The sequence below is a fragment of the Kitasatospora sp. NPDC058115 genome (genome assembly GCF_042884635.1).
Lineage (GTDB): Bacteria > Actinomycetota > Actinomycetes > Streptomycetales > Streptomycetaceae > Kitasatospora.
The window spans coordinates 298,161-323,304 of the sequence record NZ_JBHVTL010000001.1 but is presented as its reverse complement, the minus strand read 5'-3'; the positions used below and the strand labels follow the sequence as shown (position 1 = coordinate 323,304).

Sequence of the window (25,144 nt, the reverse complement as noted above, 5' to 3'; positions counted from 1 at the left end):
CGGAACGGATGACCGGATCGGTGCCGGCTGCCCCGCTCGCCGAACTCGCGGCGCCCGGAGGACCGCTGGACCGGCTGGTGGGCGCCGGGCTGCGCGCCGCCGGGACCGGCGGTGTCTGGTCGGCGGGCGACGCGGGCGGCGTCCGGGGGCGCGGCCGCGCCGGCGTGCTCGGCCGAGGGCCCCACGGCGCGCGGCCGATGGACCACGACACGGTGTTCGACCTGGCCAGCCTCACCAAGATCGTCGCACTCTGGCCGTGCGCCGGAGCCCTCCGGCAGGCCGGGCGCCTGCCGCTCGACCGGCCCCTCGGCGACTACTGGCCACCGGCCGCGGGCCGCCCCGTCGGCGCGGTGACGGCCCGTCAGCTGCTCACCCACACCGCCGGACTGCCGCTGCGCACCCGGTTCGCCGAGCTGTACGGCACCGACCCGGCCGCGATCCGCGCCGGGGTGCTCGCCGCCCCGCTGCACCGGCCGCCCGGCGTCGCCGTCGAGTACACCGACCGGGCCGCGGTGCTGCTCGGCCACCTGGTGGAGTCCCTGGCCGGTGCGCCGCTGGACGAACTCGCCGCCCGGCAGACCTGGCAGCCGCTCGGCATGGCCGACACCCGCTACGGCCCGCTCGGCCCGGATCCCGCCGGCCGCACCGCCCCCACCGAGTACGAGCGGAGTGCCGGCCGGGTGCTGTGCGGCGTCGTGCACGACCCCTCGGCGCGGCTGCTCGGCGGCGTCTCCGGCAACGCCGGCGCCTTCTCCACCGCCCGTGACCTGGAGCGCTTCCTCGCCGCGCTGCTCCCCGGGGCCGTCGGGGACGGCGCGGGCGAGAGGGGTGGCGGGGGCGAGGGGGGCGGCGCGGCCGCCGGGTCCGCGCTGCCGTGGGCCGGACCGTGGATCGCCGAGTCGCTACGGGTGCAGACCGGCGGACTGGCGCCCGCCCGGGGCCTGTCCTGGCTCTGCGCCTCCGGCACCGATCCGGCCGAGGGTACCTTCGTCCACTACGGCTTCACCGGCACCGCGCTCTGGGTCTCCCGCCGCCGCGGCCGCTGGGCGCTGCTGCTCACCAACAAGGTCCACTACGACCGGGACTTCCGGCCGCTCACCGAACTGCGCAACGCCTTCCGCCGGGCGGTCTTCGGGTAGGACCGTCCCCGGCGCGGCTGCGGGGCGCGGGGGCCTCGTCCGGGTCGCGCAGGAAGCCCGGCTCGCCGAGGTCGGCGAGGAAGTCCTCGATGCCGACCGTCCCGCCGTAGCTCTCGGCGTACCACCGGGCCGCCTCGGCGGGCCCGGCGCCGTCGACCAGCCGCCGCAGCAGGGCCGGGACGACGGTGCCCCCGGACCGGGCCCGGTGGCCGCGGTGGCGGCCGACCGGATCCGGCGGGGACACGTCATCTCCAGCAGGGGGAGTCCTGTACCCGATGCGTCGCGAACACGTCGGGTCCAGGGCGAGAACGGGTCGCGTACGGCGCCGCGAACACCCGGTGGGTGGCGGGGCGTCAGATCAGCGTGGACCAGTACGACCAGAACCGGTTGAGGATCAGCAGCGCGATCACCGCCGCCCACAGCACCGGCAGCGCCCAGTGGTAGCGCGCCGCCTCCCGGACCACCGGCCGCAGCCGGGGCCCGACCGGGATCACCCCGGAGCGCAGGTTGTGCAGCGTCGTGTACCAGAACAGCGGCACCACCGTCGCCCAGACCACCATGCAGTACGGGCAGAGCGCGCCGATGTCGTACAGCGCCTGGTCGATCAGCCAGTGGACGAACCCCACCCCGAACAGCGTGCCCGCCTGCAGGCCGAGCCAGAACCACCGGCGGTACGCGGCCCCCGCCAGCAGCCCCGCGCCGACCGCCGCCAGCGCGCCGAACGCGGCCAGCCCCAGCAGCGGGTTGGGGAAGCCGAACACCTCGGCCTGGTCGGTGCGCATCACCGAACCGCAGCTGATCACCGGATTGAGGTTGCAGCTCGGGATGTAGGAGGGGTCCTCCAGGATGCGGAGCTTGTCGAAGGTCAGCACCGCCGAGGCGGCCAGCCCGATCAGGGCGGCGAGCAGGACGAACAGCGAGAACGCGCGGCCCGCGCCGATCGGCGCCGAGGCGGGAGCGGGGGCGGGGAGGCGGGAGGAGGAGCCGGGCAGAGCGGTCGATGCGGTCATGGCAGAGCACTCCGTGGGTGAGGAAGGGGCCGGCCCGGCCGGGAATCGGCCGGGCCGGTGGTGCTCACTGCAAGCCCGCGGCCTGCTTCACCTGGGCGGTGAACTGCTCCGGCGTCACCGGGCGGTTGCCGCTGAACAGCGTCAGCGGCTTGCCGTCCACCTTCACCGTCGGGGTCCCGGTCACCCCGCTGTCGTTGAACGCGTCCGCGACCTTCTTCGCCCACGGCGCGTACGTCCGCTCGTTGACCGCCTTGACGAACGCGTCCGTCTTCAGGCCCGGCACCTTGTCGGCCAGCTCCAGCAGGTGGTTGACATCGCCGAAGGCGTCCTCGCGCTCGTCCGGCTGGTTGGCGTACAGCACGTCGTGGTACGCCTTGAACTTGTCCACGCCCTCGTTCACCGCGGCGCCGATCGCGGCCAGCGCGGTGCGCGAGCCCTTCCCGGTCAGGTTCTTGTCCAGGAACGCGGCCAGGTGGTACTCGACCTTGACGGTGCCCTCGTCCGCGAGCTTCTTGACGGTCTCGCCGTTGGAGGCCTCGAAGGTCTTGCAGACCGGGCAGCGGAAGTCCTCGAACACCTGGAGGGTGTGCGCGGCGTCCGGCTTGCCGTAGGCGATCACGGTGCCGTCGGCGCCGGAGGTGTTCGCCGGGACGACCAGCTGCGTCGGCTCGGCCGCCGCGGCCGAGGACTTGTCGTCGCCGGCCGCGCTGATGGCCAGTGCGGTGCCGCCGACCAGGGCGAGCGCGACGGCGGCCGAGACCGCGACGACGATCCGCTGACGGCGCTTGGCGGCCAGCTTCTCCTGGCGCTGCGCCTCCTGGATGCGCTCACGGGCGCTGATCTTCTGGGCCTGCTTGCGGGAGGGCTTCTGGTTGGGGTGAGCCATGCTCGGTCAACTCCGTGGTGGGGGCGCGCCGCAGGGCGCGCGGGGGTGTCCCGCTCCGGCGCGCAGCACGGCGTGCTCGGCACGGTGCGCGTCGGCAGGGGAGGGGACGGGGCGAGGGGTCGGAGTCGTGCGCCGCCCGCCACGGGACCTTCGCAGGACCGTCCTTCGTCGAGGAGCGGCCTTCGGGGGCTCGTCAGCAGGCAGGCGCGAGCAGCGGCGGGCCGCGGCGCGGTGCCGGGCTCAGCACCACGTCCTCGCGGCGCGGGCGGCGGCGGTCCGAGACCGGCAGCGGCACCCGCAGCACCGGCCGGGCCGGCGCCGGGACCAGCAGCACGACCAGCGCCCGCAGCGGCGCCGCGACGGCCTGGCGCAGCGCGCGCAGCGCCCGCCCGAGGCCGGACAGGGCGGCGTCGCCGAGCCGCAGCCAGGCGGCCGCGGCGAGCGCGATCACCAGGTGGACCAGCAGGAGCAGCACCTGGGTGGCGGCGGGCGCCAGCCGGCCGGAGTGGCCCAACTGGCCGTAGAACAGCGACGATCCGTCCACCGAGCCGCCGCCGCAGACCAGCAGGTTCATGCCGCGGGCCGGGAGGTCGCCGCCGAGCATCGGGCCACAGGTGGTCTGGCCCAGGTTGAAGGTCGTGTTGAGCAGCAGCTCGACCGGGACCATCACGGCCGCGATCTGCGGCAGCCGCCGCTCCCCGCCGGCCAGCGCGGCCGAGACCAGGAAGACCACCGCGGCGGCCAGGGCCACCAGGGTGAGCGGCAGCGGACGGCCGGTGATGAGGACCTGGCCCAGCGCGGACAGCGGCACGGCGAGCGCGGTGAACACCGCGGCCCGCAGGGCCCTCGTCGCGTGGGTGGAGGTCGTCGTCACGTTCGGGAGTATGTCACGGGCCTTACACCGGGCACGAGGGCGCGTCCCCGGTTGCGGCCGGATCCGGGCACTGGTTGTCCCGCATCGGTCGTTCGTTCGGGGAGCGGGGGCGGGGAGTTCACCGGAGCGATGGGTTTGACGGCTCGCGGGGCGGGTGAGGGACCGTCAGGCGCTGACGGTGGGGATGGGGCGGTCCGACAATCGGGCGATGGACTACGCCCCCGGCCCGGTGCCGTGGCCGGTGCCCTGGCCGTGGCCGTGGCCGTGGCACTGCCCGTCGCCGTCGGCCTCGCCGAGCCCGTCCCCGGCGGCCACGCCGACTGCCACGCCGACCGCCCCTCCGGCCGCAACGCCGGCTGCGACGCCGACTGCAACGCCGACCGTCGCGGAGGTGCCGTCACCGACCGCCGTTCCGTCCCCGGTGGTGGCGTCGGCCTCCCCGTCCGCCACCGTGGTCGTCTCGCCGGCCTCCCCGCCGGTGGTCTCACCGGCGGCCTCGCCGCACCTGGCGAGGCCGGCCCCGCCCCGGGCGCCGATCACCGTGCAGGCGGTGCCGCCGGTCAGCCCGCCCGTCCGGGCGCCCGTTCAGCCGTCTGCGGCGCCCGCCCCGGTGCAGGCCTCGCCGAGCTGGACGGCGCAGCCGCCGCCTCCGTCCCCGCTGCCCGCCCCCGGTCCGACGGCCACCGTCGCCGTCGTCGCGGCCGCGCCCCCGCCGGCCGTCGAGTCGCCCCCGGCCGGGCTCGAACCGACCGCCTGGACGGCCGTGCTCGTCCTCACCGTCCTGGTCCCGGCCGCCCTCGCGGCCGCCCTCGGCCACCACCACGCGACCTCCCGGAGCCGCCGATGAACCCCGCCCCTCTGTTGAGCGCCGCGGCGTGCGTCACCTTCGCCGTCGGCGCCCTCGCGGTGGCCCACCGCCTCCGCCCCGCCGTCCCCGAGGGCGAACCCCCGCCCGAACCCCACCCCGTGCTCTCCAGCATCGGCTCCGGCCTGCTGTCCGGCTTCATCCTGCTCACCGGCTTCCTGGTCGCCACCGGCTGGGCCGCCCGCACCACCGGCACCCTCCCGCCCCGGGGCCTCTACCTCGCCGACCTCGCCGCCGGCACCGCCGTCCTCCTCTACCCCGCCCTCGCCGGCCTCCCCTTCACCCCCCGCTACACCACCGCCGTGACCTTCTTCGCCGCCCTCGTCGGCTACACCATGTCCCTGGCCGTCCAACTCCGCCCCTGACCCCCGCCCCCGGGAGTGAAAAGTCGGCCGGGCCGACTTCCTGCGTCGGGTGTTCCGGTCGGTTCACGGGCCACGGTGGGTGTCCGGGTGGAGTGAAAAGTCGGCTGGGTCGACTTCCTGCTCCAGGCGCCGCGTCGTGGAGGGGTGGCTCGTGCCTGTGGGGGTGGGGGTGCGTGGGGAGCCGGCCGGGTTGGGTTCCTGTGTTTGGCCTGGCGTGTCTCTGGCGGTGGTGGTGCGGGAGGTCGGGTGGGTCGACCTTCCGCGTCGGGTGTTCCGGTCGGTTCACGGGCTGCGGTGTGGGCGGGTGGAGTGGGAAGTCGGGTGGGTCGACTTCCTGCTCCAGGTGTTTTGTGTCGTGGTGGGGTGGCTCCTGTCTGTGGGGGTGCGTGGGGGTCGGCCGGGTCGGGTTCCTGTGTTGGGCCTGGCGTGTCTTTGGTGGTGGAGTGGGAAGTCGGGTGGGCCGACTTCTCGTTCTGCGTGACGCCAGGGGGGCCGCCGCCCGGGCGGGGCTAGCCTGGAGGGGTGGTGGACGGCCCCGGGAGGGGGTGCAGGCGGATGGTCACCGTGGGCGAGGTGGTGCTCGGGCGGATCCGGGCGCAGGCCGAGGTGCTGGCGGGGCTGGACGAGGCGGTGCGGGCGGATCAGCCGGATGCGGTGCACCGGATGCGGGTCGCGTGCCGGCGGTTGCGCAGTGCGTTCCGCACCTACCGGAGGCTGCTCGCGCCGGGGGCCACGGACGAACTGGTGGCCGAGTTGCGGTGGCTGGCGGCGGCGCTGGGGCGGGCCCGGGACCGGGAGGTGCTGGGCGAGCGGCTGGCGGCGCGGGCGCGGGAGCTGCCCGCCGAGTGCGGGCCCGAGCGGGTCGCGGTGGAGCTGGAGCGCCGGGGCCGGGCGGAGCACCGGCGGGTGTGGCCGGAGGTGGTGGCCGCGCTGGACAGTCCCCGCCGCCGCGCCCTCGCGGACGGCCTGGCGGCGCTGCTGGCCGACCCGCCGCTGCGCGGCAGGGCGGCCCGGGCGGCCGGTCCGGAGCTGGCCCGGGTGGCCGCGCGGGAACAGCGGCGGACGGCGAAGCGGGTGCGGGCGGCGCTCGCGGCCGACGAGGAGCGGCCCGGGGGGCGGGACGGCGAGCGGGACGCGGCGCTGCACGAGGCCCGGAAGGCGGCCAAGCGGGCCCGGTACGCGGGGGAGACCGCGGTGCCGGTGGTGGGCCGCAAGGCGGAACGCTACGTGGAGCGGATGAAGGCCGCCCAGGATCTGCTGGGCGAGCACCAGGACGCGGTGGTGGCCTCGGCGGCGCTGCGGGAGCAGGCGGGGGCCGCGGAGGAGCCGTTCGGCTACGGCGTGCTCTACGGGCAGCAGCTGGCCGAGGCGGAGCGGGCCCGGCGGGCGCTGCCGGAGGTGTGGGCGCGCGCCGCGCGGCCGAAGCTGGCGCGCTGGGCGTGAGCCGGCCGGTCAGTCCTCGGCGGGGTCGAGTCCGGCGGTGCGGGCGGCGGTGCGGAGCAGCTCGCGCAGCATGGCGGTGCTGAGCCGGCCGGTGTTGGTGTTGCGCGGGCTCACGTGGTAGCAGCCGAACAGGTCCAGCGGCGGGCCGCCGTCCCGGGCCGGCAGGGTGACGTGGGCGCCGTGGCCGAACAGCGGCCGGGGCCGCGGGACGGTCCAGCCGGCCGCGTCGAGCGCGGGGAGCAGCGCCTGCCAGGCGAAGCCGCCGAGGGCGACGACGGCGCGCACGGTGGGGCGCAGGAGTTCGAACTCGCGGGCGATCCAGGGGCGGCAGGTGTCGCGTTCGGCGGTGGTGGGCTTGTTGTCGGGCGGGGCGCAGCGCACCGGATCGGTGATCCGTACGCCGTGCAGGGCCAGACCGTCGCCGTGGCGGACGGATTCGGCGCGGTTGGCGAGGCCGAGGCGGTGGAGCGAGGCGTAGAGCAGGTCGCCGGAGGGGTCGCCGGTGAAGATCCGGCCGGTGCGGTTGGCGCCGTGCGCGGCGGGGGCGAGTCCGACCAGGACGAGCGGGGCGTCGGGCGGGCCGAAGCCGGGGATCGGGCGGGCCCAGTAGTCCCAGTCCAGGTAGGCGCGGCGCTTGGTGCGGGCGGTCTCCTCGCGCCACTCGACCAGGCGCGGGCAGGCCCGGCAGCCGGTGACGACGCGGTCGAGGACGGTGAGGTCCGCGGCGCGGGCGGCGGCCCCGGCGGGGTGGCGCGGATGCTCCGGGTCGTCGGCGGGGTCCGGCGGGCCGATGGCGCCGGGCGGGCCGGTGGGGTCCGGCGGAACGGGGGACTGCGGCATGGCGACGATCCTAGGCGCGCGGGCCGGGTTCGCCCTGGTGCCGCCGGGCAGGCGTAGCGTGGGAACCGGTGGTTCCGGCGGCCGTCGGCCGGGCCGGGTCGGCGACGGCCGGGGCTCGCTGCTGCGCGAGGAGGCCGTCATGGTCGTCGATGTGGTGATCGGGGTCATTGTCGCGGTGCTGATGGTGGCGGCCGTGGTGGGCGGGCTGAGCCTGCGGGTGGTGCAGCAGTTCCAGCGGGGCGTGGTGTTCCGGTTCGGCCGGGTGCGCGAGGAGATCCGCCAGCCGGGGCTGGTCGCGCTGGTGCCGGTCGCGGACCGGCTGCGCCGGGTGAACGTGCAGATCGTGACGCTGCCGATCCCGGCGCAGGAGGGCATCACCCGGGACAACGTGACCGTCCGGGTGGACGCCGTCGTGTACTTCCGGGTGCTGGACCCGGTGAAGGCGATCGTCAACGTGCAGGACTACAACTTCGCGATCTCCCAGGTGGCGCAGACCTCGCTGCGGTCGATCATCGGCAAGAGCGAGCTGGACGATCTGCTGGCCAACCGCGAACCGATCAACCAGGGCCTGGAGTTGATGATCGACAGTCCGGCGCTGAGCTGGGGGATCGAGATCGACCGGGTGGAGATCAAGGACGTCGCCCTGCCGGAGGCGATGAAGCGCTCGATGTCCCGGCAGGCGGAGGCCGAGCGGGAGCGGCGGGCGCGGATCATCACGGCGGACGGCGAGTACCAGGCGTCCGCGCGGCTGTCGGAGGCGGCGGCGGTGATGAGCGCGACCCCGGCGGCGCTCCAGCTGCGGTTGCTGCAGACCGTGGTGGAGGTCGCGGCGGAGAAGAACTCGACGCTGGTGCTGCCGTTCCCGGTGGAGCTGCTGCGGTTCCTGGACAGCGCGGCCGAGACGCACCGGCGCGGTCTCGCGGAGCAGGGCGGTCCCGCGGAGCAGGGCGGTCCCGGCGCCGACGCGGCGGGTCCGGCCGCCGACGCGGTGGAGGATCCGGTCCTGCCCGGCATGGAGCAGCTCGAACTGCCGCCGCTGGAGGAGGTGCTGGAGCGTTCGCCGCTGGATCCGCCGGAACGCCGGGAGGGCGACGGCGGGACGGGGTAGCGGGCCCGGTGGCGGGGCCACCGGCACCGGACCACGATGGAGACGTGGGAGTGGCAGGCATGTCAGGAGGCCGATCATGACCAATGCGGGCGACATCATGCACCGGGGCGCCGAGTGCGTGCGCGAGCACGAGACACTCGCCGCCGCGGCCAGGATCATGAAGGAGCGCGGCGTCGGGGCGCTGCCGATCTGCGGCGAGCGGCAGAAGCTGCTGGGCATCCTCACCGACCGGGACATCGTGCTCAAATGCGTGGCCGAGGGCCTCGATCCGGCGCGGGTGACGGCGGGCGACGTGGCCCAGGGGCGGCCGATGACGGTGGAGGCGGACGAGGACGTCGAGCAGGTGCTGCGGGTGATGGAGCAGTACCGGGTGCGCCGGCTGCCGGTGATCAACCACCCGGAGCACGAGCTGGTCGGCATGATCAGCGAGGCGGACATCGCGCGCGGCATGCCGCAGGCGAGGGTGGCGGAGTTCGTGACGGCGGTCTGCGCCGAGGACTCGCCGCGCTCGAAGGAGGTGCTGGAGACGCCGCAGGGCGCGTGACGGCAGGGCGGCTCAGGCCAGCGCGTAGACCGCGGTGGCCCGGGCCGCGGCGTCCTGTTCGCCCTCCGCGGTCAGGGTGATGTCCAGGAAGGCGATCCGGCGGCCCAGTTTGGTGACCCGGGCGTGCACCAGGACGTCCCGTCCGGTGACGGCGCGCTGGAAGTTCGTGGACTGCTGGACGGTGGTCATCGGGCCGAAGCCGCCCCGGGCCGCCGAGACCGCGATCACCGACGCGGTGTCGGCGGCGGCCATCAGGGCCTGCCCGGAGAGCGCGCCGCCCTCCCGGGCCAACCGGTCCGACCAGGGCAGCCGCAGCACGGCGTGGTGCTCGCCGGTCTCGGTCACCGACAGGCCGAGCGCCTGCACCCAGGGGGCGAAGTTGTCGGCCAGGATCGTGTCCGCCTCGGCGGTGGTGAGGGTGGTCATCCCGCCATTGTGACGGCCCCGCCGCAGGGTGTCAGGGCGTCAGGGGCCCGGGGTGTCAGGGGATCAGGGGCCCGGGGGACCAGCGGCCGGCCGGCCGTCCGACGGGCGGCCGGAGCGCAGCGCCCGCTGCATCAGCTCCGCCAGGTGCAGGGCCCGGCGGCCGTCGGCCAGGTGCGCGATCTGGGTGCGGCAGCTGAAGCCGTCCGCGAGGACCACGGTGTCGGGCCCGGCCGCCCGGAGCTCCGGGAGCAGGACCCGCTCGGCGATCGCCGCCGACACCTCGAAGTGGCCGCGCTCGAAGCCGAAGTTGCCCGCGAGGCCGCAACACCCGGAGTCCAGAACCCGGTTGGCGACACCCATCCGCCGCTCCACCCGGCGGTCCGCCGCGCTGCCGAGCACGGCGTGCTGGTGGCAGTGGGTCTGGGTGACGGCGTCCACCGGCAGCTGCGGCAGCGGCGCGTCGGGCGCGTACTCGTCGATGAACTCGGCGAAGGTGCGGGTCCGTTCGGCCAGCGGGCGGCCCTCGGCGCCGAGCAGGCGCGGCACCTCCTCGCGCAGGGTCGCCGTGCAGCTGGGGTCGAGTCCGACGACCGGGGTGCCGGCGGGCAGGCCGGTGGCGGCGAGCGAGGCCAGGCTGCGCCGCATCACCCGCCGGGCGCCGGGGAGTTGGCCGGTGGAGTACCAGGTCAGGCCGCAGCAGACCGGACCGGCCGGCAGCCGGACGTCGAAGCCCAGGTGCTCCAGCACCTCGACGGCCGCGCGCGGCACCTCCGGCTGCAGGTGGTCGGCGAAGGTGTCCGGCCAGAGCAGGACGGGCGGCGCGCCCGCCGGGGCCGGGCCGGTGGCGGCGCGGTGGCGCCGGAACCAGCGGGTGAAGGTTTCCGGCGGCAGGACGGGCAGCACCCGGCGCGGGTCGATCCCGGCGAGCCGCTTGAGCACGCCCGCGGCCGGGGAGCGGGCGGCGGTGTTGACCAGGGCGGGCGCCAGCGCCGCGCCGCGCAGCCAGAGCGGCAGCCGGCCCAGCGCGTAGTGCGCGGCGGGCCGCGGCCGGTGCCGGTAGTGCTGGTACAGGAACTCGGTGCGGTAGGTGGCCATGTCGACGTGGACCGGGCAGTCGCTCGCGCAGCCCTTGCAGCCGAGGCAGAGGTCCAGCGCCTCGCGGACCTCGGCCGAGCGCCAGCCGTCCGCGATCGCCCCGCCGGCCGGGCCGCCGCCGCGCAGCATCTCGGCGAGCAGCCGGGCGCGGCCGCGGGTGGAGTGCCGCTCCTCGCCGGTGGCCATGTAACTGGGGCACATCACACCGGTGTTCGGGTCGACGCACTTGGCGACGCCCACGCAGCGGCGCACCGCCTTGGCGAGGCTGCCGCCGTCCTGCTCGTACGGCAGGGCGAGCGGCAGCGCGCGCACCGGGCCGGTGAACCGCAGATCGGCGTCGAGCGGGCGCGGGTCGACCAGGATGCCGGGGCCGAGCAGCCGCTCGGGGTCCCAGATCCGCTTGAACTCCCCGAACAGGGCGATGATCTCGGGCGGGTACATGCGCGGCAGCAGTTCGGCGCGGGCCTGCCCGTCGCCGTGCTCGCCGGAGAGCGAACCCCCGTACGCGACCAGCAGATCGGCCGCCTGTTCCATGAACTCCCGGAACACCAGCACCCCGTGCGGCTGGGCGAGCGGGAAGTCGATCCTCAGGTGGACGCAGCCCTCCCCGAAGTGCCCGTACGGGACGCCGCGCAGGCTGTGCCGGCGCAGCAGCGCGCGCAACTCGCGCAGGTAGTCGCCGAGGCGCTCCGGGGGGACGGCGGAGTCCTCCCAGCCGGGCCACGCCTCCCCGCCGCCGGGCAGCCGGGTGACGATGCCGGCGCCCGCCTCGCGCACGCCCCACAGCTGGCGCTGCTCGGCGGGGTCGGTGACCACGGCGGCGGTGGCGGTGCGTTCGCGCCGGACGGCGTCGGCGATCCGGCGGGCCGCGTCCAGCGCCTCGGCCGGGGTGGCGCCGCCGGTCTCCAGGAAGAGCCAGCAGGCGCCGTCGGGCAGCCGGTCCAGGGCGGGCGGCCGGGGGCCCGCGGCGAGCAGTGCGGCGATCAGGTCGGCGGCCATGCCCTCGACGGTGAGCGGGCCGAGCGGCAGCAGGGCGGGGACGGCGTCGGCGGCGGCCGTCTCGTCCGGGTACCCGGCCAGCACCAGGGCGCGCGCGGGCGGGTCCTCGACCAGCTTGACGGTGGCGCCGAGCAGCAGCGCGCAGGTGCCCTCGGTGCCGGTGAGCGCGCGGGCCAGGTGGTGGCCGTGCTCGGGCAGCAGCGCGTCCAGCGGGTAGCCGGAGACCCGGCGCGGCAGCGCGGGCATGCCGCGGCGGATCACCGCCAGGTTCCGGTCGGTGAACTCCTGCAGCCGGTGGTGGAGCCGTCCGGCCGGACCGGGCAGTGCGGCGAGCGCGGCGCGCGCGTCGGGGCCGAGCGGGCCGCCGACGGTCAGCTCGGTGCCGTCGGCGAGCAGCAGGTCCAGCGATTCGACGTTGTCGGCGGTGCGGCCCCAGGCCACCGAGTGCGCGCCGCAGGAGTCGTTGCCGATCATTCCGCCGAGGGTGCAGCGGCTGTGCGTGGACGGGTCCGGGCCGAACCGCAGCCCGTACGGGCGGACGGCGCGCTGCAGGTCGTCCAGCACGGTGCCCGGCTCGACCCGCGCGGTGCGGCGCCCGGGGTCGACGTCGAGGACGGCACCGAGGTGGCGGCGGAAGTCGAACACCACCGCGCCGGGCCCGATCGCCTGCCCGCCGATGCTCGTCCCGGCGCCGCGCGCGACCACCGGCACCCGGTAGCGGCGGCAGAGCGCGAGCGCGGTGCGCACGTCGTCGGGGTCGGCCGGTTTGACCACGCCGAGCGGCAGCTGGCGGTAGTTGGAGGCGTCATGGCTGTAGACGGTGCGCTCGGCCGCGCCGAAGCGGACCTCGCCGCGCAGCACGGCGGACAGCTCGCGGGCCAGGTCGGTCCCGGGGGCGGTGTCGGGGCGGCTCACGGGGCGGGTCCTCCCGGGCGGTGACGCGTACGGGCGAGGGGTGCGGCTGTGCCGATCATCGCAGCCGTGAGCGGCGGGCGGTACCGGGAAAGGGCTGGCCGGGCGCCCGGGGCGTCTGGCAGGGTCGAGGTCCATGATCACCGACCCTCATGACACCCCCCGCCCGTTCCTCGCCCACCTGCCGGTCGGCGAGCGCCTGCCGGTCCCCGAGGACGCCGCGCCGTCCTGGGAGATCTTCCCGTACGAGCCGTCCGAGGGCGGCGGGCTGCGGGTGCGGCCGCTGGACGCCCCCGAGCTGCCCGAACCGCCCCGGCACGGCGAGGCGGGACCGGCGGAGTGCGGCGAGTGCGGCCGCCCGGACGAGGACTTCGTCTGGACCGACGAGCACTGGCGCCTGCGGGCGTACGGCCGGCCGCACGGGCTGCCCGCCGTCCTGCTGCTCAATCCGCGCGGCCACCACGACCTGCTCGACCTCCCGCCGGCCCTGGCGGCCGGACTCGGCCCGACGCTCCAGCGCGTGGAGCGGGCGATCCTCGGGCTCGGCGGCATCGGCCGGGTGCACGTCAGCCGCTGGGGCGACGGCGCGGCCCACCTGCACCTGTGGCTGATCGCCCGCCCCGAGGGCCAGCGGCAGCTGCTGGGCTCCACCCTGCCGCTGTGGATGGACCTCCTGCCGCCGCTGCCGGACGACGTCCGCGCCGACACCCTGCGCCGGATCGCCGCGGCCCTCGCCGCCGACGGCGGCACCGCGCACGTCTGAGCCCCGCCGCCCGTGGGGCCGGGGCGGGCGGTCCGCCCCGGCGCCCGGTGCGCGCCCCCGGTGCCCGGTGCGCGCCCCCGGCACCCGGTGCGCGCCGCCGACGCCCGGGACGCCCCGGCCCTCAGCGGCGGCGGGCCGCCCCGGTGAGGGTGCCGGCGGCGATGTGGGAGAGCTTGGCGACCTCGAACGCCGGGTACGCGCCGCCCGCCAGCAGGGAGAACTTCACGCCCTCGCGGCCGGCCGGGCGGCGGTGGCCGGACGGCTGGAAGCGGCGGTGGTGGTCGGCGGCGCGGTGGAAGAACTGGGGGCGCTCGGCGCGGGCGACGCACCCGGCGAGGTCGAAGACGAACAGGTAGTGCCGGATCATCCGGGTGAACAGCGCCTCCCGGACGGCGTCCGGGGCGTCCAGCACGTCCAGCAGCGCGAAGGTCCGCTCGTACTGCTCGAAGATGTCGAAGCTGCTGCTGCCCGGCGAGCCGGTCGGGTGCACGGTCTCCCGGCGGCGCAGCTGCACGCAGGCGCGCGGCAGCACGCAGACCCGGCGGGCCGTCAGCATCGCCCGGTGCACGGGCGGGATCTCCTCGTAGCGGCCGTCGGGGAAGGCCAGGCCCTGCTGCAGCCAGTGCGCCCGGGCGATCAGGCGGTCCCAGGCCAGCGCGGGCGCGCCGAGCAGCTCCGGACGCTCCAGCGGGGCGAACACCTCGGGCCCGGCCCCGGCGAGCAGCGCCTCGGCGCCGCCGGGCCAGTCCCGCCCGCCGTGCCGGCGGGTGTGGCCGAACAGCAGCAGGTCGACCGGTCCGCTGCCGGCCAGCCGGTCGGCGAAGGAGCTCAGGGCGTCGCGGGCGAGCAGGTGGTCGGCGTCCAGGAAGAACAGGTACTCGCCCCGGGCGTGGGCGGCGCCCGCGTTGCGGCTGACGCCGACGCCGACGGCCGCGTCGAGGCGCAGCACGGAGACCTGGGGGTGGCGGGCCGCGTAGCGGTCGGCGAGCTGCGCCGGGCACTCGGGGGAGCGGTCGACGACCACCAGCACCTCGAAGTCGCGGAAGGACTGGGCGAGCAGCGAGTCGAGGCAGTCCGCCAGCTGTTTCTGCTGGTCATAGGCGGGGATCACGACGCTGATCAGGGGTGAGGGCATGACGCGGGAGCGTAGGAGCGCCCGTGAACGGTGGCAAAGCCCTGACGGTCCGTAGGTGGGGCATTTACCGTCAAATCGTACGGACGTACGCCATATCTTCACCGGCTGCTCCGGGCGCGTCCTCATCCCCCCCGGACCCGCTCCCGGCGCGCGGCCTTCCCGGGCGGCGGGCAGGCTGGAGAGGTCACCACGGCGGGACGCGGACGGAGGCGGGCCTTGGAACAGCTGACGCGGCCACCGCGGGTCGGTGAACTCACCGCCTTCCTGGCCCGGCTGACCACGGTGCTGCTGCGCAACAGCGGCGAGGGCGTCCAGGAGCTGGAGCCGGCCGTGGCGGGCGCCGCCCGGGCGCTCGGCGGCTCGGCGCGGCTGCTGGTCGTCCCCGAGGGCGCGGTGCTGACCGTCAGCGCCGCCGGCGGGACCACCACGGTGACGGTCCGGGCGTTCCCCGAGGTGTTCCGCCTCGACCAGGTGGCCGCCGTCCGGCCGCTGCTCGCCGACCTGGACGCCGGCCGGCTCACCCTGCCCGCGGCGGCCGGCCGGCTCGCCGCGCTCGACACCGCCCCGCCGCCGTACCCCTGGTGGGCGAAGGCGCTCGGGATCGTCCTGTTCTCGCTCGGCTTCGCCCCGCTGATGCAGCCCACCTGGTGGGAGATCGGCTCCACCGCCGTCCTCGCCTCGGCGAGCGCGGCCCTCGCGCTGGCCGCGGACCGCCGGCCCCGGCTGAGCCCGGTGCTGCCGCTGGCGGCGGCCGTCGTGGTCTCGGTGATCGCGCTGCTGGTCTTCGCCCGCACCCCGGCGCACGGCGGACCGGTGCTGATCATGCTGCCCGCGCTGTTCTTCTTCGTCCCCGGCGACTACCTGAGCGCCGCCACCGCCGAACTGGCCGCCGGGCACCTGACACCGGGCGCGGTCCGGCTGGTCTACGCGGTGTTCCTGCTGCTCCAGCTGTACGTCGGGATCCTGATCGGACTGGCCGTCACCGGCCGCGACCGGCACGCGCTGTTCGACGTGACGGCGGCCCAGGACCTGCCGCGCTGGGCGCTGTTCACCGCCTGGATCGTCTTCACCGCGGGCACCGTGCTGGCCTTCGCCGTCCCGGCCCGGTTCGGGCCGGTGCTGCTGCTCCTGGTCTACCTGACGGTGGCGGCCCAGACCCTGGCCACCTGGCTGGCCGGCGAGGTGGCCGGGACCTTCGCCGCCGCGGTCGTCCTCGGCGCCGCCGCGACGCGGCTCGCCGCCCGGCCGGGCGCGCCGCCGCGCCTGCTCCTGCTGCTGCCGGGCTTCTTCACCCTGACCGTCGGCTCGCTCGGCATGCGCGGCCTGACCGACCTGGCGGGCGGTCACCCCATCGGCGGATTCCGCGATCTGGTGGAGCTGGTCACCCTGGTGACGGCGATCGCGGTCGGCCTGCTGGCGGGTGAGGTGGCGGCGGCCGTGCGGCGCCGCCCCTGACGGGATCGTTCAGACCGTGCGGGCGGCCGCCGCGTGCGCCCCGACGGGTGCGCCGGCCAGCTCGCGGACGTACCGGTCGAGCGCGCTCCCGGGCGGCTCCGGCATCCGCCCGGCGTACCGGAAGCCGGCCCGCCGGGCCACCGCCGCCGAGGCGTGGTTCTCCGGGTCGACCCGGATCACGCCCTCGCGCGCGCCCTCCTGTGCCGCGTACCCGCACACCAGGTGCACCGCCCTGGTGACCAGGCCCCGCCCGCGGAAGGCCGGGTAGAGGCCGTAGGCGATGTTGACCTGCCCCGGGCCGAGGCACGGCATGGCGAACCGCAGGTCGATCGTGCCGGCGAGCACCGGCTCGGGCCCGGTCCGGATCCCGAACACCCGGGCCGGCCCCCGGTACACCCACTGCGCGGTGCACCGGCGCACGTACTCCTCGGTGCCCGCACGGGTGCTCGGGCCGCCGTTCAGCCACCGCACCAGCAACTCGTCCTCGCCCGCGAGGTGCGCGTCGATGTCCTCGGCCCGGAACGGGGTGAGCGTGACGACCCCGTCGGAGAGCCTCACCTGATCCATGGGTCCCACTCTCGCTCCCCGGACACGCCCGGGACCACCAGGATTTCGGCCGACCTGGATGCCGGTCGCACGGCCCGCGCGACGACGACGGCCCTGCGCGGCGGCGGGCGCCTACTGGCGGTCCGTGGAGCAGGACGTCGGTGGGGTGGACTTCTCGCGTCGCGTCGCTGCCGTCACGGGTGGGGCTGTGGGTCGGCGCGGGCTTGCGGCCTCAATCCGTCTGCGGGTTGGGGTAACGGAGCAGGAAGTCGGCCTGCCCGACTTCCCCCTCCGCCGGAAGGCACCGACCCGGCAAGTGGAACCGGCGCGGAGCGGGCACCCGGCGCACGCCGTCCGCCGCTACGGGGCGTTGCGGGCCGGTGGCCTGCCCGGAAGGCCGCGAGCCCGCGGGCGGAGGGCCTGGCGGGGGTGGCTCAGTACCAGTGGTGGGACTGCCAGAACGCCCAGGCGCCGCACGGGCTGCCGTAGCGGGAGTTCATGTAGTTCAGGCCCCACTTGATCTGGGTGACCGGGTTGGTGCGCCAGTCGGAGCCGGCCGAGGCCATCTTGGAGCCGGGCAGGGCCTGGACCAGGCCGTAGGCGCCGGAGGACGGGTTGGTCGCGGTGACGTTCCAGCTGCTCTCGCGGGACACGATGTTGTTGAAGCACTGGAGCTGGCCGGCCGGCACGATCTGGGCGGCGATCTCGCGCGGGCTGCCGGAGTACGACGGCTTGCTGTTCAGCGCGGAGCGCTCCTGCGAGCGGGAGGCGGCGGCCGCGGCGTCCGCCTTGGCCTTGGCGTCCGCCTGGGCCTTCGCCTCGGCCTCGGCCTGGGCGGCGGCCTGCGCCTGGGCGGCGGCGTCCGCCTCGGCCTGGGCCTGCGCCTGGGCCTGCGCGGCAGCCGCAGCGGCGGCGGCCTGGGCATCGGCCTGGGCCCGGGCGTCCGCCTCGGCCTGCGCCTGCGCCGCGGTGTCGACCACCGCGGCGGCGGGGGCCTCGGCGACGGCGGTCCCGCTGTCGGGGACGGCCAGGGCGGCGGTTGCCGCGCCCGCCACCACCAGGGTGGCGATCCCGGTGATCAGCGAGTTGCGGCGGGCATGGCTGAGCTGCATGAAGCGGACGATCCTTTTCCGTCGGGGTGCCGTCGGGGCGCGTCGGGCGCGCTCGGGGGGCAGCCGCGCTGCCCGGCGACGGGCCATTCTTGGCAGAGCCCGGCGGGGGCGGCAAAGCGCTCGGCTACGACGGGCGGTAGTGGAGCGGATGGCCCGGAACGGCGAAGCGCCCGGCCGATGGCGGGCGCTTCGTGGCGATTTGTCCGTTTCCGTGAATCGATGGTCGCACCGGCGGGCCGTCGAGGAATCGACGGTCCGAACCGGCCCACCGCCTGCGTCGTTGCGCTCCGGCGCCGCCCGGCCGCCCGGGCCGCGGCCCTACGGGCGGCGCACCGCGGACCCCGGCCGGGACGACGCCGCGCGGCCGGCCACTATCGGCGGCAGTAGACCGTCCGGCCCCTGTGGGAGGCCTCACACGCGGGCGGCGGCGGGCCGGACGCAGGGTGACGGGGCACTCACGCGCTCCGGTACGGATTGGGCTCCACCGGCTCCACCGGCTGCGCCGGGGCGGCGGCGTACGGGTTGCCGTCCACGGGCCGCCGCGCGCCGTACTCCGGCAGCTCCGGGACGGCCGCCGCGTCCGGCCGCTCGCCGTGCCCGCCCTGCTCGCCCTGCTCGCCCTGTTCTCCCTGCTCGTCGCCGTCCTCCGACGACGGCCGGGGCTCCTCCCCGACCGGCACCAGGTCGCGCGCCAGCAGCGTCGCGCCGGCCACCGCGCCGGGCATGGCGATCACCGTCACCAGCGGGACCAGGAACCCCAGCACCAGCGGCACGCCGAACCCGAGCGCCAGCCCGAGCCGCCCGCGCAACAGCCGCAGGCGTTCGCGCTGCGGCACCCCGCGCCGCTGCAGGCCGACCGAGGTCAGCTCCAGGGTGAGGAAGAAGCCGGAGACCAGGAAGCCCAGCACCGGCACCACGGTCTGCCCGACCACCGGGATGAACCCGGCCGCGAACAGCAGCACGCCGAAGCCGCCGGCCCGCACCAGGACGAAGAGGCTGTCCCGGGCCGCCACCACCAGCTCGCGCCAGAGCGGGACGTCCGGCGGGGTCGGCGCACCGCCCTCGGTCTCGTCGACCTTCTCGCACAGCGCCTCGTAGAACGGCTGGCCGACCAGCAGCGTGACCGCGGTGAAGGTGAGCACGGACAGCAGCAGCCCGCCGACGAAGACCACCGCGGCGAGCGTGGTGCGCAGCAGGTCCTGCCAGAGCGAGGACCAGGAGTCGGCGAACGGGGTGGCCCACTCGGCGATGTCCCCGGCCCAGCCGCCGAGGAAGAACAGCGCCACCGCGTAGCCGGCCAGCGTGATCAGCGCCGGGATCATCCCGAACGCCCACCAGCGGCCGTGCCGCCCCACCCACTTCTGGCCCTTGGCCAGGTACCCCATCCCCGCTGCAAGATCTCGCATGAGGGGAAAGAGTAGGGGGCGGCGCGTCGCCGGGTCATGTCCGCCGCGTCACGGAACGGCACCGGAAAGCGGCACCGGAAACGGGGCCGGGCCCGGGAGCCTCCGCAACGGCTCCCGGGCCCGGTGTCCGCGGGCGGTACTGCGGTCCGGCTCAGGATGCCGGAGCCACCGCCGCGGCCCGCCGCCGACGGCCCACCACGGCCGACGCCGCCAGCACGATCGCCGCGGCGACCAGCGACAGGTACATCTGCTTCCGACCGTCGGCATCGGTGAACATGTACACCACCACGAACCCGATCATGCCGATCGCGGCCCAGGTGAGGTACGGGTACAGCCACATTCGGACGGTCAGCCGCTCCGGGCTCTCGCGTTCGAGGATCCGGCGCATCCGCAGCTGGGAGAAGCAGATCACGAGCCACACGAAGAGCGCCACAGCGCCGGACGAGTTCAGCAGGAAGGCGAAGACGGTGTCGGGCGAGGTGTAGTTGAAGAACACCGCCACGAAGCCGAAGACCACCGAGGAGAGGATCGCCACCCGCGGCACGCCGCGCTTGCTGACCGAGGCGAAGGCCTTCGGCGCGTCGCCGCGCTGCCCGAGCGAGAAGGCCATCCGGGAGGCGGTGTACATGCCCGAGTTGAGGCAGGACAGCACGGCCGTCAGCACGATCACGTCCATCACCCGGCCGGCGCCCGGGATGCCGACATGCTCCAGCACCGCGACGTACGGGCTGCCCTTCACGGCGGCGGAGTCCCACGGCAGCAGGGTGACCACGAGCAGGATCGAGCCGAGGTAGAAGATCCCGATCCGCCAGATGACACTGTTGGTCGCCTTGCTGACCGCCCGCTCCGGGTCCTCGGACTCGCCGGCGGCCAGGGTGACGATCTCGCTGCCCATGAAGGCGAACACGACGGTGAGCATGCCGGTGAACACCGCGCCCACGCCGTGCGGCAGGAAGCCGCCGTGGCCGGTGAGGTTCTCGGCGCCGACCGCGTGGGTGCCGGGCAGCAGGCCGAACACGGCCAGCGTGCCGACCACCAGGAAGGCCGCGATCGCCACCACCTTGATCCCGGCGAACCAGAACTCGAACTCGCCGTAGGAGGCGACCGAGCCGAGGTTGGTGGCGGTCAGGACGGCCATCACGATCAGTGCGAAGGCCCACTGCGGCACGCCGGGCATCCAGTTGTTGAGGATCTTCGCACCGGCGGTGGCCTCGACGGCCAGCACCACGACCCAGAAGAACCAGTACAGCCAGCCGATGGTGAATCCGGCCCAGCGGCCGAGCGCCCGGTCGGCGTACGCCGAGAAGGAGCCGCTCTGCGGGTCGGCCGCGGCCATCTCGCCGAGCATCCGCATGACCAGCACGACCAGCACACCGGCCAGCGCGTAGGAGAGCAGGATGCCGGGGCCGGTGGCGGCGATGCCCGCGCCGGAACCGACGAACAGGCCCGCGCCGATCACGCCGCCGATGGCGATCATCGACAGGTGGCGGTTCTTGAGCCCGGCCTTGAGCCGGCCGTCGCCGCCGTGGCCGTGACCGGGGGAGCGGTCGTTCTTCGGGGGACCGGCCGGCGAGGAACCGGCCTGGGTGGTGGTGTCCGCACGCATCGTGAGGGTGCCCTGTGCCTTTCCGGCGCGGCCTGACCCTCGGCTCGAACGCCGGAGGGTGGGGGACGGATCCGCGCATTGCGGTGCAACCTAGCCGCTACCTCCGGCTATCGGAACAAGGCACCGGCAACTGTTCGGTGAGCGGACGCAAAAGGCCTGGTCAGGCCAGGTGGGAAGGTCACCCGGAAAGCTCAAATCTGACGCAGCGACAGCACGTTGGGGCCCCGTGGCGGGGTTTGTCAGGCGGCCGTCCATACTGTCCGCGTGATGATCGTCCTCGTGGTGCTCGGCGCCGTCCTCGTCCTGGCCCTGCTGACCCTCGTCCACTGGTACCTCTGGCGCCGGCTGGTGCGCGACGTCTCGGTGCCCGGCGGCGGCTGGCGCCGGACGGGCACGGTGCTGGCCGTCGCGCTGCCGCTGCTCTCGCTCGGCGCGCTGGTCGGTGGGCGGGTGTTCCCGATGGCGGTCCAGCGCTGGTTCGCCTGGCCGGGCTTCCTCTGGCTGGCGGTGCTGCTGTACCTGCTGCTCGCGCTCGGCGTCGGTGAGCTGCTGCGGCCGCTGCTGCTGCGCCTGCCGGCCCGGCGGGCCGCACCGGGCGGGCCGGGTGCGGCGGAAGTGCCGGGTGCGGCGGAAGTGCCGGGCGTACCGGACGCGCCCCCCGCGCCGGCCGCGGAGGAGGCCCCCGCCGGGGCGGGTGACGAGCCGTCAGCGTCCGTCGCCCCCTCGCCGGAGCGGCGGCTGTTCGTCGCCCGGGCGGTCGCGATCGGCGCCTCCGGCGCGGCGGCGGCCGTGGTCGGCACCGGGACCTACGGGGTGCTGCGCGGACCGCGGCTCAAGCAGGTCACCGTCCCGCTCGCCAAGCTGCCGGCCCGCGCCCACGGGTACCGGATCGCCGTGGTCAGCGACATCCACCTCGGCCCCGTCCTCGGGCGCGCCCACACCCAGCGGATCGTCGACACCATCAACGCCGCGAGGCCCGACCTGATCACCGTCGTCGGCGACCTGGTCGACGGATCGGTGCCGGAACTCGGCCGCGACGCCGAGCCCTTGGCGCAGCTGCGGGCCCGCGACGGCGCCTACTTCGTGACCGGCAACCACGAGTACTTCTCCGGCGCGGCGCCCTGGGTGGACTTCGTCCGCGAGCTGGGCGTCCACCCGCTGCAGAACGCCCGGGTCGAGCTGGGCGGCTTCGACCTCGCCGGCGTCAACGACATCGCGGGGGAGCGCGAGGGCGACGGCCCCGACTTCGGCAGGGCGCTCGGCGACCGGGACCCGTCCCGCACCGCCGTCCTGCTCTCCCACCAGCCGGTCACCATCCACGACGCCGTGCGGCACGGCGTCGACCTCCAGCTCTCCGGCCACACCCACGGCGGGCAGCTCTGGCCGGGCAACTACCTGGCGGAGCTGGCCAACCCCACGGTCGCGGGGCTGGAGCGCTACGGCGACACCCAGCTCTACGTGACCCGCGGCGCCGGGGCCTGGGGGCCGCCGGTCCGGGTCGGCGCGCCGTCCGACATCACCATCGTCACGCTGGCCTCGCTGCGGGCCTGACCCCCGCGCCAGGGCCGTCACGCCTCGGTCACCTCCAGCAGGACGATCCGCCCCGCGTCGGCCGGCCGCCCGGTGAGCCGGGCGGCCAGGACGGCCGGGATGTCGGCCTCCCGCGAGTACCCCGGCACCACCGTGACCTCGGCGCACCGCACCTCCGGCTCGCCGGCCAGCGCGTACCGCACCCGGTACGTCGTCGCGGCCGGCGGCGGGGCCGGCCCGGTGCTGCGCCCCATGCCGTCCATCCTCCCAGGGACGCCGGGCGGCATCCTGTGGCCGAACGGGGCAAACCCGGGCAGAGTGGATAGCCCCGGGCCCGGACCGCCCGGGGCGGCGCGACACCACCGGGACGGCTCCGGGAAGGAGCGACCCCCATGCAGACCACCTGGAAGGGGACGATCAGCTTCGGTCTGGTCTCCATCCCCGTCCACCTCTACTCCGCCACCAAGGAGCACGACGTCCCGCTGCACCAGGTGCACGCCCGGGACGGCGGCCGGGTGCGCATGAAGCGGTACTGCGAACGGGAGGAGAAGGAGGTCCCGTACGCGGAGATCGCCAAGGGCTACGAGTCGCCGGACGGCCGGACCGTCACCCTCACCGACGAGGACCTCGCCGACCTCCCGCTGCCCAGCAAGAAGATCATCGACGTGCTGGCCTTCGTCGACGAGGGCGAGATCGACCCGCTGATGTTCTCCAAGGCCTACTACGTCGGCGTCGCCGACAAGGCCGCCGCCAAGCCCTACGCGCTGCTGCGCGACGCGCTCGTGGAGTCCGGCCAGATCGCCGTCACCAAGATCGCGCTCCGGACCAGGGAGTCCCCGGCGGTGCTGCGGGTGCACGACGGCACACTGGTGCTCCAGACCTGCATCTGGCCCGACGAGGTCCGCCCGGCGGCCGGCATCGCGCCGGAGGAGAAGGTGACCGTGCGGCCGCAGGAGCTGAAGATGGCGCGCTCGCTGATGGAGACCCTCTCCGAGGACTTCGACCTCGACCAGCTCCACGACGACTACCAGCAGGCGCTCCAGCAGGTGATCGAGGCGCGGCTGCAGGGCGTCGAGGTGCCGCACGAGGAGGAGGCGGGGGCGGCGCCGGACAACGTCATCGACCTCATGGAGGCGCTGCGCAGCAGCCTGCGGCAGGCCAAGGACGCCCACCCGGGCCGCACCCGGGCGGACGGCGCCGGGGAGGCCGGGGAGCCCGAGGGGCCGGCCGGGGAGCCCGCCGAGAAGAAACCGGCTCCGCGCAAGCGGGCCGCCGCGAAGAGGACCACGGCGGCCGAGCCGGCCACCACCGCGAGGAAGACCGCGAAGTCCGCCGCGAAGAAGACCACGACCCGGAAGACCGCCACTCCCCGGAAGGCCTCGTGACCTCCCCTGACACCCCCCGGAGGCGATTGCCGATGGACCTCATCACCTACAAGGCCCTGGACACCGGCCCCGACGCGCCGGAGCACCCGAGCTGGGCGCACCGGGCCCTGCACTGGCTGTGCAGTCTCACCCCGACGGCCGTCGTCTTCATGGTCGGCCTCTCGCTCGGCCTCGGCGCCGTCGCCTCCCAGGTGACCTGGCTGCCGATGCTGGTGGTCTTCAGCATCGTCTGGGGCGCCACCCTGCTCGCCCTGGCCGGCGTGTTCGTCCGCTGGCGGACCTCCCTGCCGGGCCGGCACCGGGCGGCGGTCGCCTGACCCCGCACCGGGCGGTGTCCCCGGCCCCGCACGCGCGGGACCGGGGACACCGGCGCGGGCTCAGCCCTTGAACAGGTTGTGCCCGACGTCGGGGGGGACGATCTCCTTCACCGGCACACTCGTCCCGTCGGGGACCCGCGCGCCGGGCACCGGCTCCCCGCCCTCGCGGTGCAGCAGCACCACCCCGTCCTCCGCCCAGACCTGCCGGTACCCGTGGGCGAGCAGCAGCCCGATCCGCTCGGCCTGCTCCTGCGAGGTCTGGAACGGGAAGGTCCGGGTGTCGGAGCGGATCAGGACCCAGTCGCGCCCGCGCGGGGTGGCGTCCACCAGGACGACGTCGGTGCGGCCGACCAGCCGGGGGACCACCTGGTTGTCGGCCTCCACCAGCGCGCCGTCCGGGATCCGCGCGGCCCCCCGGACGAGGGCGGCGTTGCTCGCCGAAGGGCGCCAGGAGGCCGGCGTCAGCAGGCTGAGGCCGCCCAGCAGCAGGCTGCACACCAGCGAGCCCGCGACCACCGCCGTGCCCAGGCCGTGGGCGGCGCGCCGGTGTGCCCCGCCCCGCAGGTACAGCCGGCCGAGCACCTCCAGGACGGCGGTGAGCAGTACCGGCCAGAGCAGCGCGTCGTAGTGGTGGGCGATCGACCAGTGGTTGGGGTTGTCGGAGAGCACGCGCTCGGCGAGCAGCGGCAGCAGGCAGAGCGTGGTCGCGGAGCGCAGCGGCAGCAGCAGCAGGGTGCCGAACAGCCAGAGCAGCAGCAGTGGTTTGACGGGGGCGTCGGTGGCGGTCCGGAGGAGCAGCAGAGGGTCCCCGAGCAGATGGGCGAGCGCGCTGCGGGCGTCCGGGCCGATCGGGCCGTACACCCAGTAGTAGTCCGGCTGCCCGCCCATCGCGGGGATCAGTCGGACGATGGCGAGCGCCGAGGCCAGCGGGCCGCCGACGAGCAGCGCGGCGCCGAGGGCGAGGCCGCGGCGGTCCCCGGCCCGCTCGCCCCGCCGGTCGCCGCGCGGGCGGTTGCGCCAGAGCAGGACCAGGCCGTGGACGCCGACCAGCAGGCCGAGGTCCTCCTTGGTGGTGCAGAGCAGGGCGGCGGCGAGGGCGGCGGTGCCGTAGCGGCGGGCGAGGCCGCGTTCGAGCATCAGCAGGATCAGCGGGACGGCGAAGGCCACCTCGTGGAAGCCGCCGCGCCCGGCGGCCAGGAGCGGCCAGCCCAGGCCGTAGACGAGGCCGGCCAGGTCGGCGATCCGGCCGACGGCCCGGGGGTCCGCGGTGGCGTCGGTGCCGTCGGTGGCGTCGGTGCCGTCGGCACCCACGCCCCCCGCGTGCCCGGCGGCGGGGGTGCGCGTGGGGGGCCCGGTGAAACAGTGCACCCCCAACCCCCCGAA

Annotated in this window: 24 protein-coding genes; 11 read left to right on the top strand and 13 right to left on the bottom strand. The window is 75.7% G+C overall.

What is annotated here, in order from left to right; genetic code table 11:
- Positions 1-20: 20 nt before the first annotated feature.
- Complete coding sequence (locus ACFVVL_RS01170; RefSeq protein ID WP_387670405.1) at positions 21-1,139, top strand: serine hydrolase domain-containing protein; 1,119 nt, start codon at positions 21-23, stop codon at positions 1,137-1,139.
- A gap of 353 nt (positions 1,140-1,492) precedes the next feature.
- Here ACFVVL_RS01170 and ACFVVL_RS01165 read toward each other — a convergent pair whose 3' ends face one another.
- The 3 genes from ACFVVL_RS01165 to ACFVVL_RS01155 form a co-directional block, all read right to left on the bottom strand.
- Positions 1,493-2,149: a vitamin K epoxide reductase family protein gene (locus ACFVVL_RS01165; RefSeq protein ID WP_387670403.1), complete on the bottom strand. Its 657-nt coding sequence runs from the start codon at positions 2,147-2,149 to the stop codon at positions 1,493-1,495.
- Positions 2,150-2,213: 64 nt separating this feature from the next.
- Positions 2,214-3,035, bottom strand: coding sequence for a DsbA family protein (locus ACFVVL_RS01160; protein WP_380287293.1), 822 nt, complete (start codon positions 3,033-3,035; stop codon positions 2,214-2,216).
- A gap of 193 nt (positions 3,036-3,228) precedes the next feature.
- Complete coding sequence (locus ACFVVL_RS01155; protein WP_380287294.1) at positions 3,229-3,909, bottom strand: hypothetical protein; 681 nt, start codon at positions 3,907-3,909, stop codon at positions 3,229-3,231.
- A gap of 391 nt (positions 3,910-4,300) precedes the next feature.
- On the opposite strand from ACFVVL_RS01155, the gene ACFVVL_RS01150 reads away from it, so the two are divergent.
- From ACFVVL_RS01150 to ACFVVL_RS01140, 3 genes are all read left to right on the top strand, one after another.
- Positions 4,301-4,756, top strand: a complete 456-nt coding sequence (locus tag ACFVVL_RS01150; protein ID WP_387670400.1) for a hypothetical protein — start codon at positions 4,301-4,303, stop codon at positions 4,754-4,756.
- The gene (locus tag ACFVVL_RS01145) at positions 4,753-5,139 is read left to right on the top strand and encodes a hypothetical protein (protein ID WP_380287297.1); all 387 of its coding nucleotides are present in this window, start codon (positions 4,753-4,755) and stop codon (positions 5,137-5,139) included. Before ACFVVL_RS01150 ends, ACFVVL_RS01145 begins: the two co-directional genes overlap by 4 nt.
- Before the next feature lie 555 nt (positions 5,140-5,694).
- Positions 5,695-6,582 (top strand): CHAD domain-containing protein, encoded by an 888-nt coding sequence (locus tag ACFVVL_RS01140; protein WP_380287298.1) that lies wholly within the window; start codon positions 5,695-5,697, stop codon positions 6,580-6,582.
- A gap of 9 nt (positions 6,583-6,591) precedes the next feature.
- Here ACFVVL_RS01140 and ACFVVL_RS01135 read toward each other — a convergent pair whose 3' ends face one another.
- Positions 6,592-7,422, bottom strand: coding sequence for a uracil-DNA glycosylase (locus tag ACFVVL_RS01135; protein ID WP_387670397.1), 831 nt, complete (start codon positions 7,420-7,422; stop codon positions 6,592-6,594).
- Between the two features lie 181 nt (positions 7,423-7,603).
- On the opposite strand from ACFVVL_RS01135, the gene ACFVVL_RS01130 reads away from it, so the two are divergent.
- Entirely contained in the window at positions 7,604-8,530 is a 927-nt protein-coding gene (locus ACFVVL_RS01130; RefSeq protein WP_387670631.1) for a slipin family protein, read from the top strand.
- Between the two features lie 76 nt (positions 8,531-8,606).
- Positions 8,607-9,074 (top strand): CBS domain-containing protein, encoded by a 468-nt coding sequence (locus ACFVVL_RS01125; protein WP_380287300.1) that lies wholly within the window; start codon positions 8,607-8,609, stop codon positions 9,072-9,074.
- A 12-nt stretch (positions 9,075-9,086) separates the two neighbouring features.
- Here the strand turns inward: ACFVVL_RS01125 and ACFVVL_RS01120 are convergent, their stop codons facing one another.
- Together ACFVVL_RS01120 and ACFVVL_RS01115 are read right to left on the bottom strand one after the other, a co-directional pair.
- Positions 9,087-9,500, bottom strand: coding sequence for a PaaI family thioesterase (locus ACFVVL_RS01120; protein WP_387670395.1), 414 nt, complete (start codon positions 9,498-9,500; stop codon positions 9,087-9,089).
- Between the two features lie 63 nt (positions 9,501-9,563).
- The gene (locus ACFVVL_RS01115; RefSeq protein ID WP_387670393.1) at positions 9,564-12,509 is read right to left on the bottom strand and encodes an FAD-binding and (Fe-S)-binding domain-containing protein; all 2,946 of its coding nucleotides are present in this window, start codon (positions 12,507-12,509) and stop codon (positions 9,564-9,566) included.
- A 133-nt stretch (positions 12,510-12,642) separates the two neighbouring features.
- Here ACFVVL_RS01115 and ACFVVL_RS01110 point away from each other — a divergent pair, with 133 nt between their 5' ends.
- Positions 12,643-13,269, top strand: coding sequence for a hypothetical protein (locus tag ACFVVL_RS01110; RefSeq protein WP_387670391.1), 627 nt, complete (start codon positions 12,643-12,645; stop codon positions 13,267-13,269).
- Positions 13,270-13,390: 121 nt separating this feature from the next.
- Here ACFVVL_RS01110 and ACFVVL_RS01105 read toward each other — a convergent pair whose 3' ends face one another.
- Complete coding sequence (locus ACFVVL_RS01105; RefSeq protein WP_380287303.1) at positions 13,391-14,404, bottom strand: glycosyltransferase; 1,014 nt, start codon at positions 14,402-14,404, stop codon at positions 13,391-13,393.
- Between the two features lie 216 nt (positions 14,405-14,620).
- Between ACFVVL_RS01105 and ACFVVL_RS01100 the strand changes: the two genes are divergently transcribed.
- Positions 14,621-15,859, top strand: a complete 1,239-nt coding sequence (locus ACFVVL_RS01100) for a threonine/serine exporter family protein (RefSeq protein WP_387670389.1) — start codon at positions 14,621-14,623, stop codon at positions 15,857-15,859.
- Between the two features lie 9 nt (positions 15,860-15,868).
- On the opposite strand, the gene ACFVVL_RS01095 is transcribed toward ACFVVL_RS01100, so the two are convergent.
- The 4 genes from ACFVVL_RS01095 to ACFVVL_RS01080 all read right to left on the bottom strand — a co-directional run bounded on the left by ACFVVL_RS01095 (position 15,869) and on the right by ACFVVL_RS01080 (position 20,529).
- Positions 15,869-16,426, bottom strand: a complete 558-nt coding sequence (locus ACFVVL_RS01095; RefSeq protein ID WP_387670387.1) for a GNAT family N-acetyltransferase — start codon at positions 16,424-16,426, stop codon at positions 15,869-15,871.
- A gap of 413 nt (positions 16,427-16,839) precedes the next feature.
- Entirely contained in the window at positions 16,840-17,517 is a 678-nt protein-coding gene (locus ACFVVL_RS01090) for a transglycosylase SLT domain-containing protein (RefSeq protein ID WP_387670385.1), read from the bottom strand.
- A 455-nt stretch (positions 17,518-17,972) separates the two neighbouring features.
- Positions 17,973-18,923, bottom strand: a complete 951-nt coding sequence (locus ACFVVL_RS01085; protein WP_387670384.1) for an EI24 domain-containing protein — start codon at positions 18,921-18,923, stop codon at positions 17,973-17,975.
- A 151-nt stretch (positions 18,924-19,074) separates the two neighbouring features.
- On the bottom strand, positions 19,075-20,529 hold the full coding sequence (locus ACFVVL_RS01080) for an amino acid permease (protein WP_380295212.1): 1,455 nt from the start codon (positions 20,527-20,529) through the stop codon (positions 19,075-19,077).
- Positions 20,530-20,796: 267 nt separating this feature from the next.
- Between ACFVVL_RS01080 and ACFVVL_RS01075 the strand changes: the two genes are divergently transcribed.
- On the top strand, positions 20,797-22,080 hold the full coding sequence (locus ACFVVL_RS01075) for a metallophosphoesterase (RefSeq protein WP_387670629.1): 1,284 nt from the start codon (positions 20,797-20,799) through the stop codon (positions 22,078-22,080).
- A 17-nt stretch (positions 22,081-22,097) separates the two neighbouring features.
- On the opposite strand, the gene ACFVVL_RS01070 is transcribed toward ACFVVL_RS01075, so the two are convergent.
- Positions 22,098-22,313, bottom strand: coding sequence for a hypothetical protein (locus ACFVVL_RS01070; RefSeq protein WP_380295211.1), 216 nt, complete (start codon positions 22,311-22,313; stop codon positions 22,098-22,100).
- Between the two features lie 138 nt (positions 22,314-22,451).
- Here ACFVVL_RS01070 and ACFVVL_RS01065 point away from each other — a divergent pair, with 138 nt between their 5' ends.
- Both ACFVVL_RS01065 and ACFVVL_RS01060 read left to right on the top strand, forming a co-directional pair.
- Positions 22,452-23,444, top strand: a complete 993-nt coding sequence (locus tag ACFVVL_RS01065; RefSeq protein WP_387670383.1) for a Ku protein — start codon at positions 22,452-22,454, stop codon at positions 23,442-23,444.
- Between the two features lie 32 nt (positions 23,445-23,476).
- Entirely contained in the window at positions 23,477-23,761 is a 285-nt protein-coding gene (locus ACFVVL_RS01060; RefSeq protein WP_380295207.1) for a hypothetical protein, read from the top strand.
- Between the two features lie 60 nt (positions 23,762-23,821).
- Here the strand turns inward: ACFVVL_RS01060 and ACFVVL_RS01055 are convergent.
- Positions 23,822-25,144 (bottom strand): DUF2079 domain-containing protein (locus tag ACFVVL_RS01055; protein ID WP_387670382.1); only part of this gene is annotated, 1,323 nt, incomplete at its 5' end.

Excerpts from the sequence above, each read along its gene's own strand:
- ACFVVL_RS01095 (WP_387670387.1), bottom strand. The coding sequence starts at position 16,426 with ATGGATCAGGTGAGGCTCTCCGACGGGGTCGTCACGCTCACCCCGTTC.
- ACFVVL_RS01085 (WP_387670384.1), bottom strand. The coding sequence starts at position 18,923 with ATGCGAGATCTTGCAGCGGGGATGGGGTACCTGGCCAAGGGCCAGAAG.
- ACFVVL_RS01060 (WP_380295207.1), top strand. The coding sequence starts at position 23,477 with ATGGACCTCATCACCTACAAGGCCCTGGACACCGGCCCCGACGCGCCG.
- ACFVVL_RS01065 (WP_387670383.1), top strand. The coding sequence starts at position 22,452 with ATGCAGACCACCTGGAAGGGGACGATCAGCTTCGGTCTGGTCTCCATC.
- ACFVVL_RS01145 (WP_380287297.1), top strand. The coding sequence starts at position 4,753 with ATGAACCCCGCCCCTCTGTTGAGCGCCGCGGCGTGCGTCACCTTCGCC.
- ACFVVL_RS01165 (WP_387670403.1), bottom strand. The coding sequence starts at position 2,149 with ATGACCGCATCGACCGCTCTGCCCGGCTCCTCCTCCCGCCTCCCCGCC.
- ACFVVL_RS01105 (WP_380287303.1), bottom strand. The coding sequence starts at position 14,404 with ATGCCCTCACCCCTGATCAGCGTCGTGATCCCCGCCTATGACCAGCAG.
- ACFVVL_RS01125 (WP_380287300.1), top strand. The coding sequence starts at position 8,607 with ATGACCAATGCGGGCGACATCATGCACCGGGGCGCCGAGTGCGTGCGC.
- ACFVVL_RS01080 (WP_380295212.1), bottom strand. The coding sequence starts at position 20,529 with ATGCGTGCGGACACCACCACCCAGGCCGGTTCCTCGCCGGCCGGTCCC.
- ACFVVL_RS01110 (WP_387670391.1), top strand. The coding sequence starts at position 12,643 with ATGATCACCGACCCTCATGACACCCCCCGCCCGTTCCTCGCCCACCTG.
- ACFVVL_RS01130 (WP_387670631.1), top strand. The coding sequence starts at position 7,604 with ATGGTGGCGGCCGTGGTGGGCGGGCTGAGCCTGCGGGTGGTGCAGCAG.
- ACFVVL_RS01090 (WP_387670385.1), bottom strand. The coding sequence starts at position 17,517 with ATGCAGCTCAGCCATGCCCGCCGCAACTCGCTGATCACCGGGATCGCC.
- ACFVVL_RS01070 (WP_380295211.1), bottom strand. The coding sequence starts at position 22,313 with ATGGGGCGCAGCACCGGGCCGGCCCCGCCGCCGGCCGCGACGACGTAC.
- ACFVVL_RS01135 (WP_387670397.1), bottom strand. The coding sequence starts at position 7,422 with ATGCCGCAGTCCCCCGTTCCGCCGGACCCCACCGGCCCGCCCGGCGCC.
- ACFVVL_RS01120 (WP_387670395.1), bottom strand. The coding sequence starts at position 9,500 with ATGACCACCCTCACCACCGCCGAGGCGGACACGATCCTGGCCGACAAC.
- ACFVVL_RS01075 (WP_387670629.1), top strand. The coding sequence starts at position 20,797 with ATGATCGTCCTCGTGGTGCTCGGCGCCGTCCTCGTCCTGGCCCTGCTG.
- ACFVVL_RS01160 (WP_380287293.1), bottom strand. The coding sequence starts at position 3,035 with ATGGCTCACCCCAACCAGAAGCCCTCCCGCAAGCAGGCCCAGAAGATC.
- ACFVVL_RS01140 (WP_380287298.1), top strand. The coding sequence starts at position 5,695 with ATGGTCACCGTGGGCGAGGTGGTGCTCGGGCGGATCCGGGCGCAGGCC.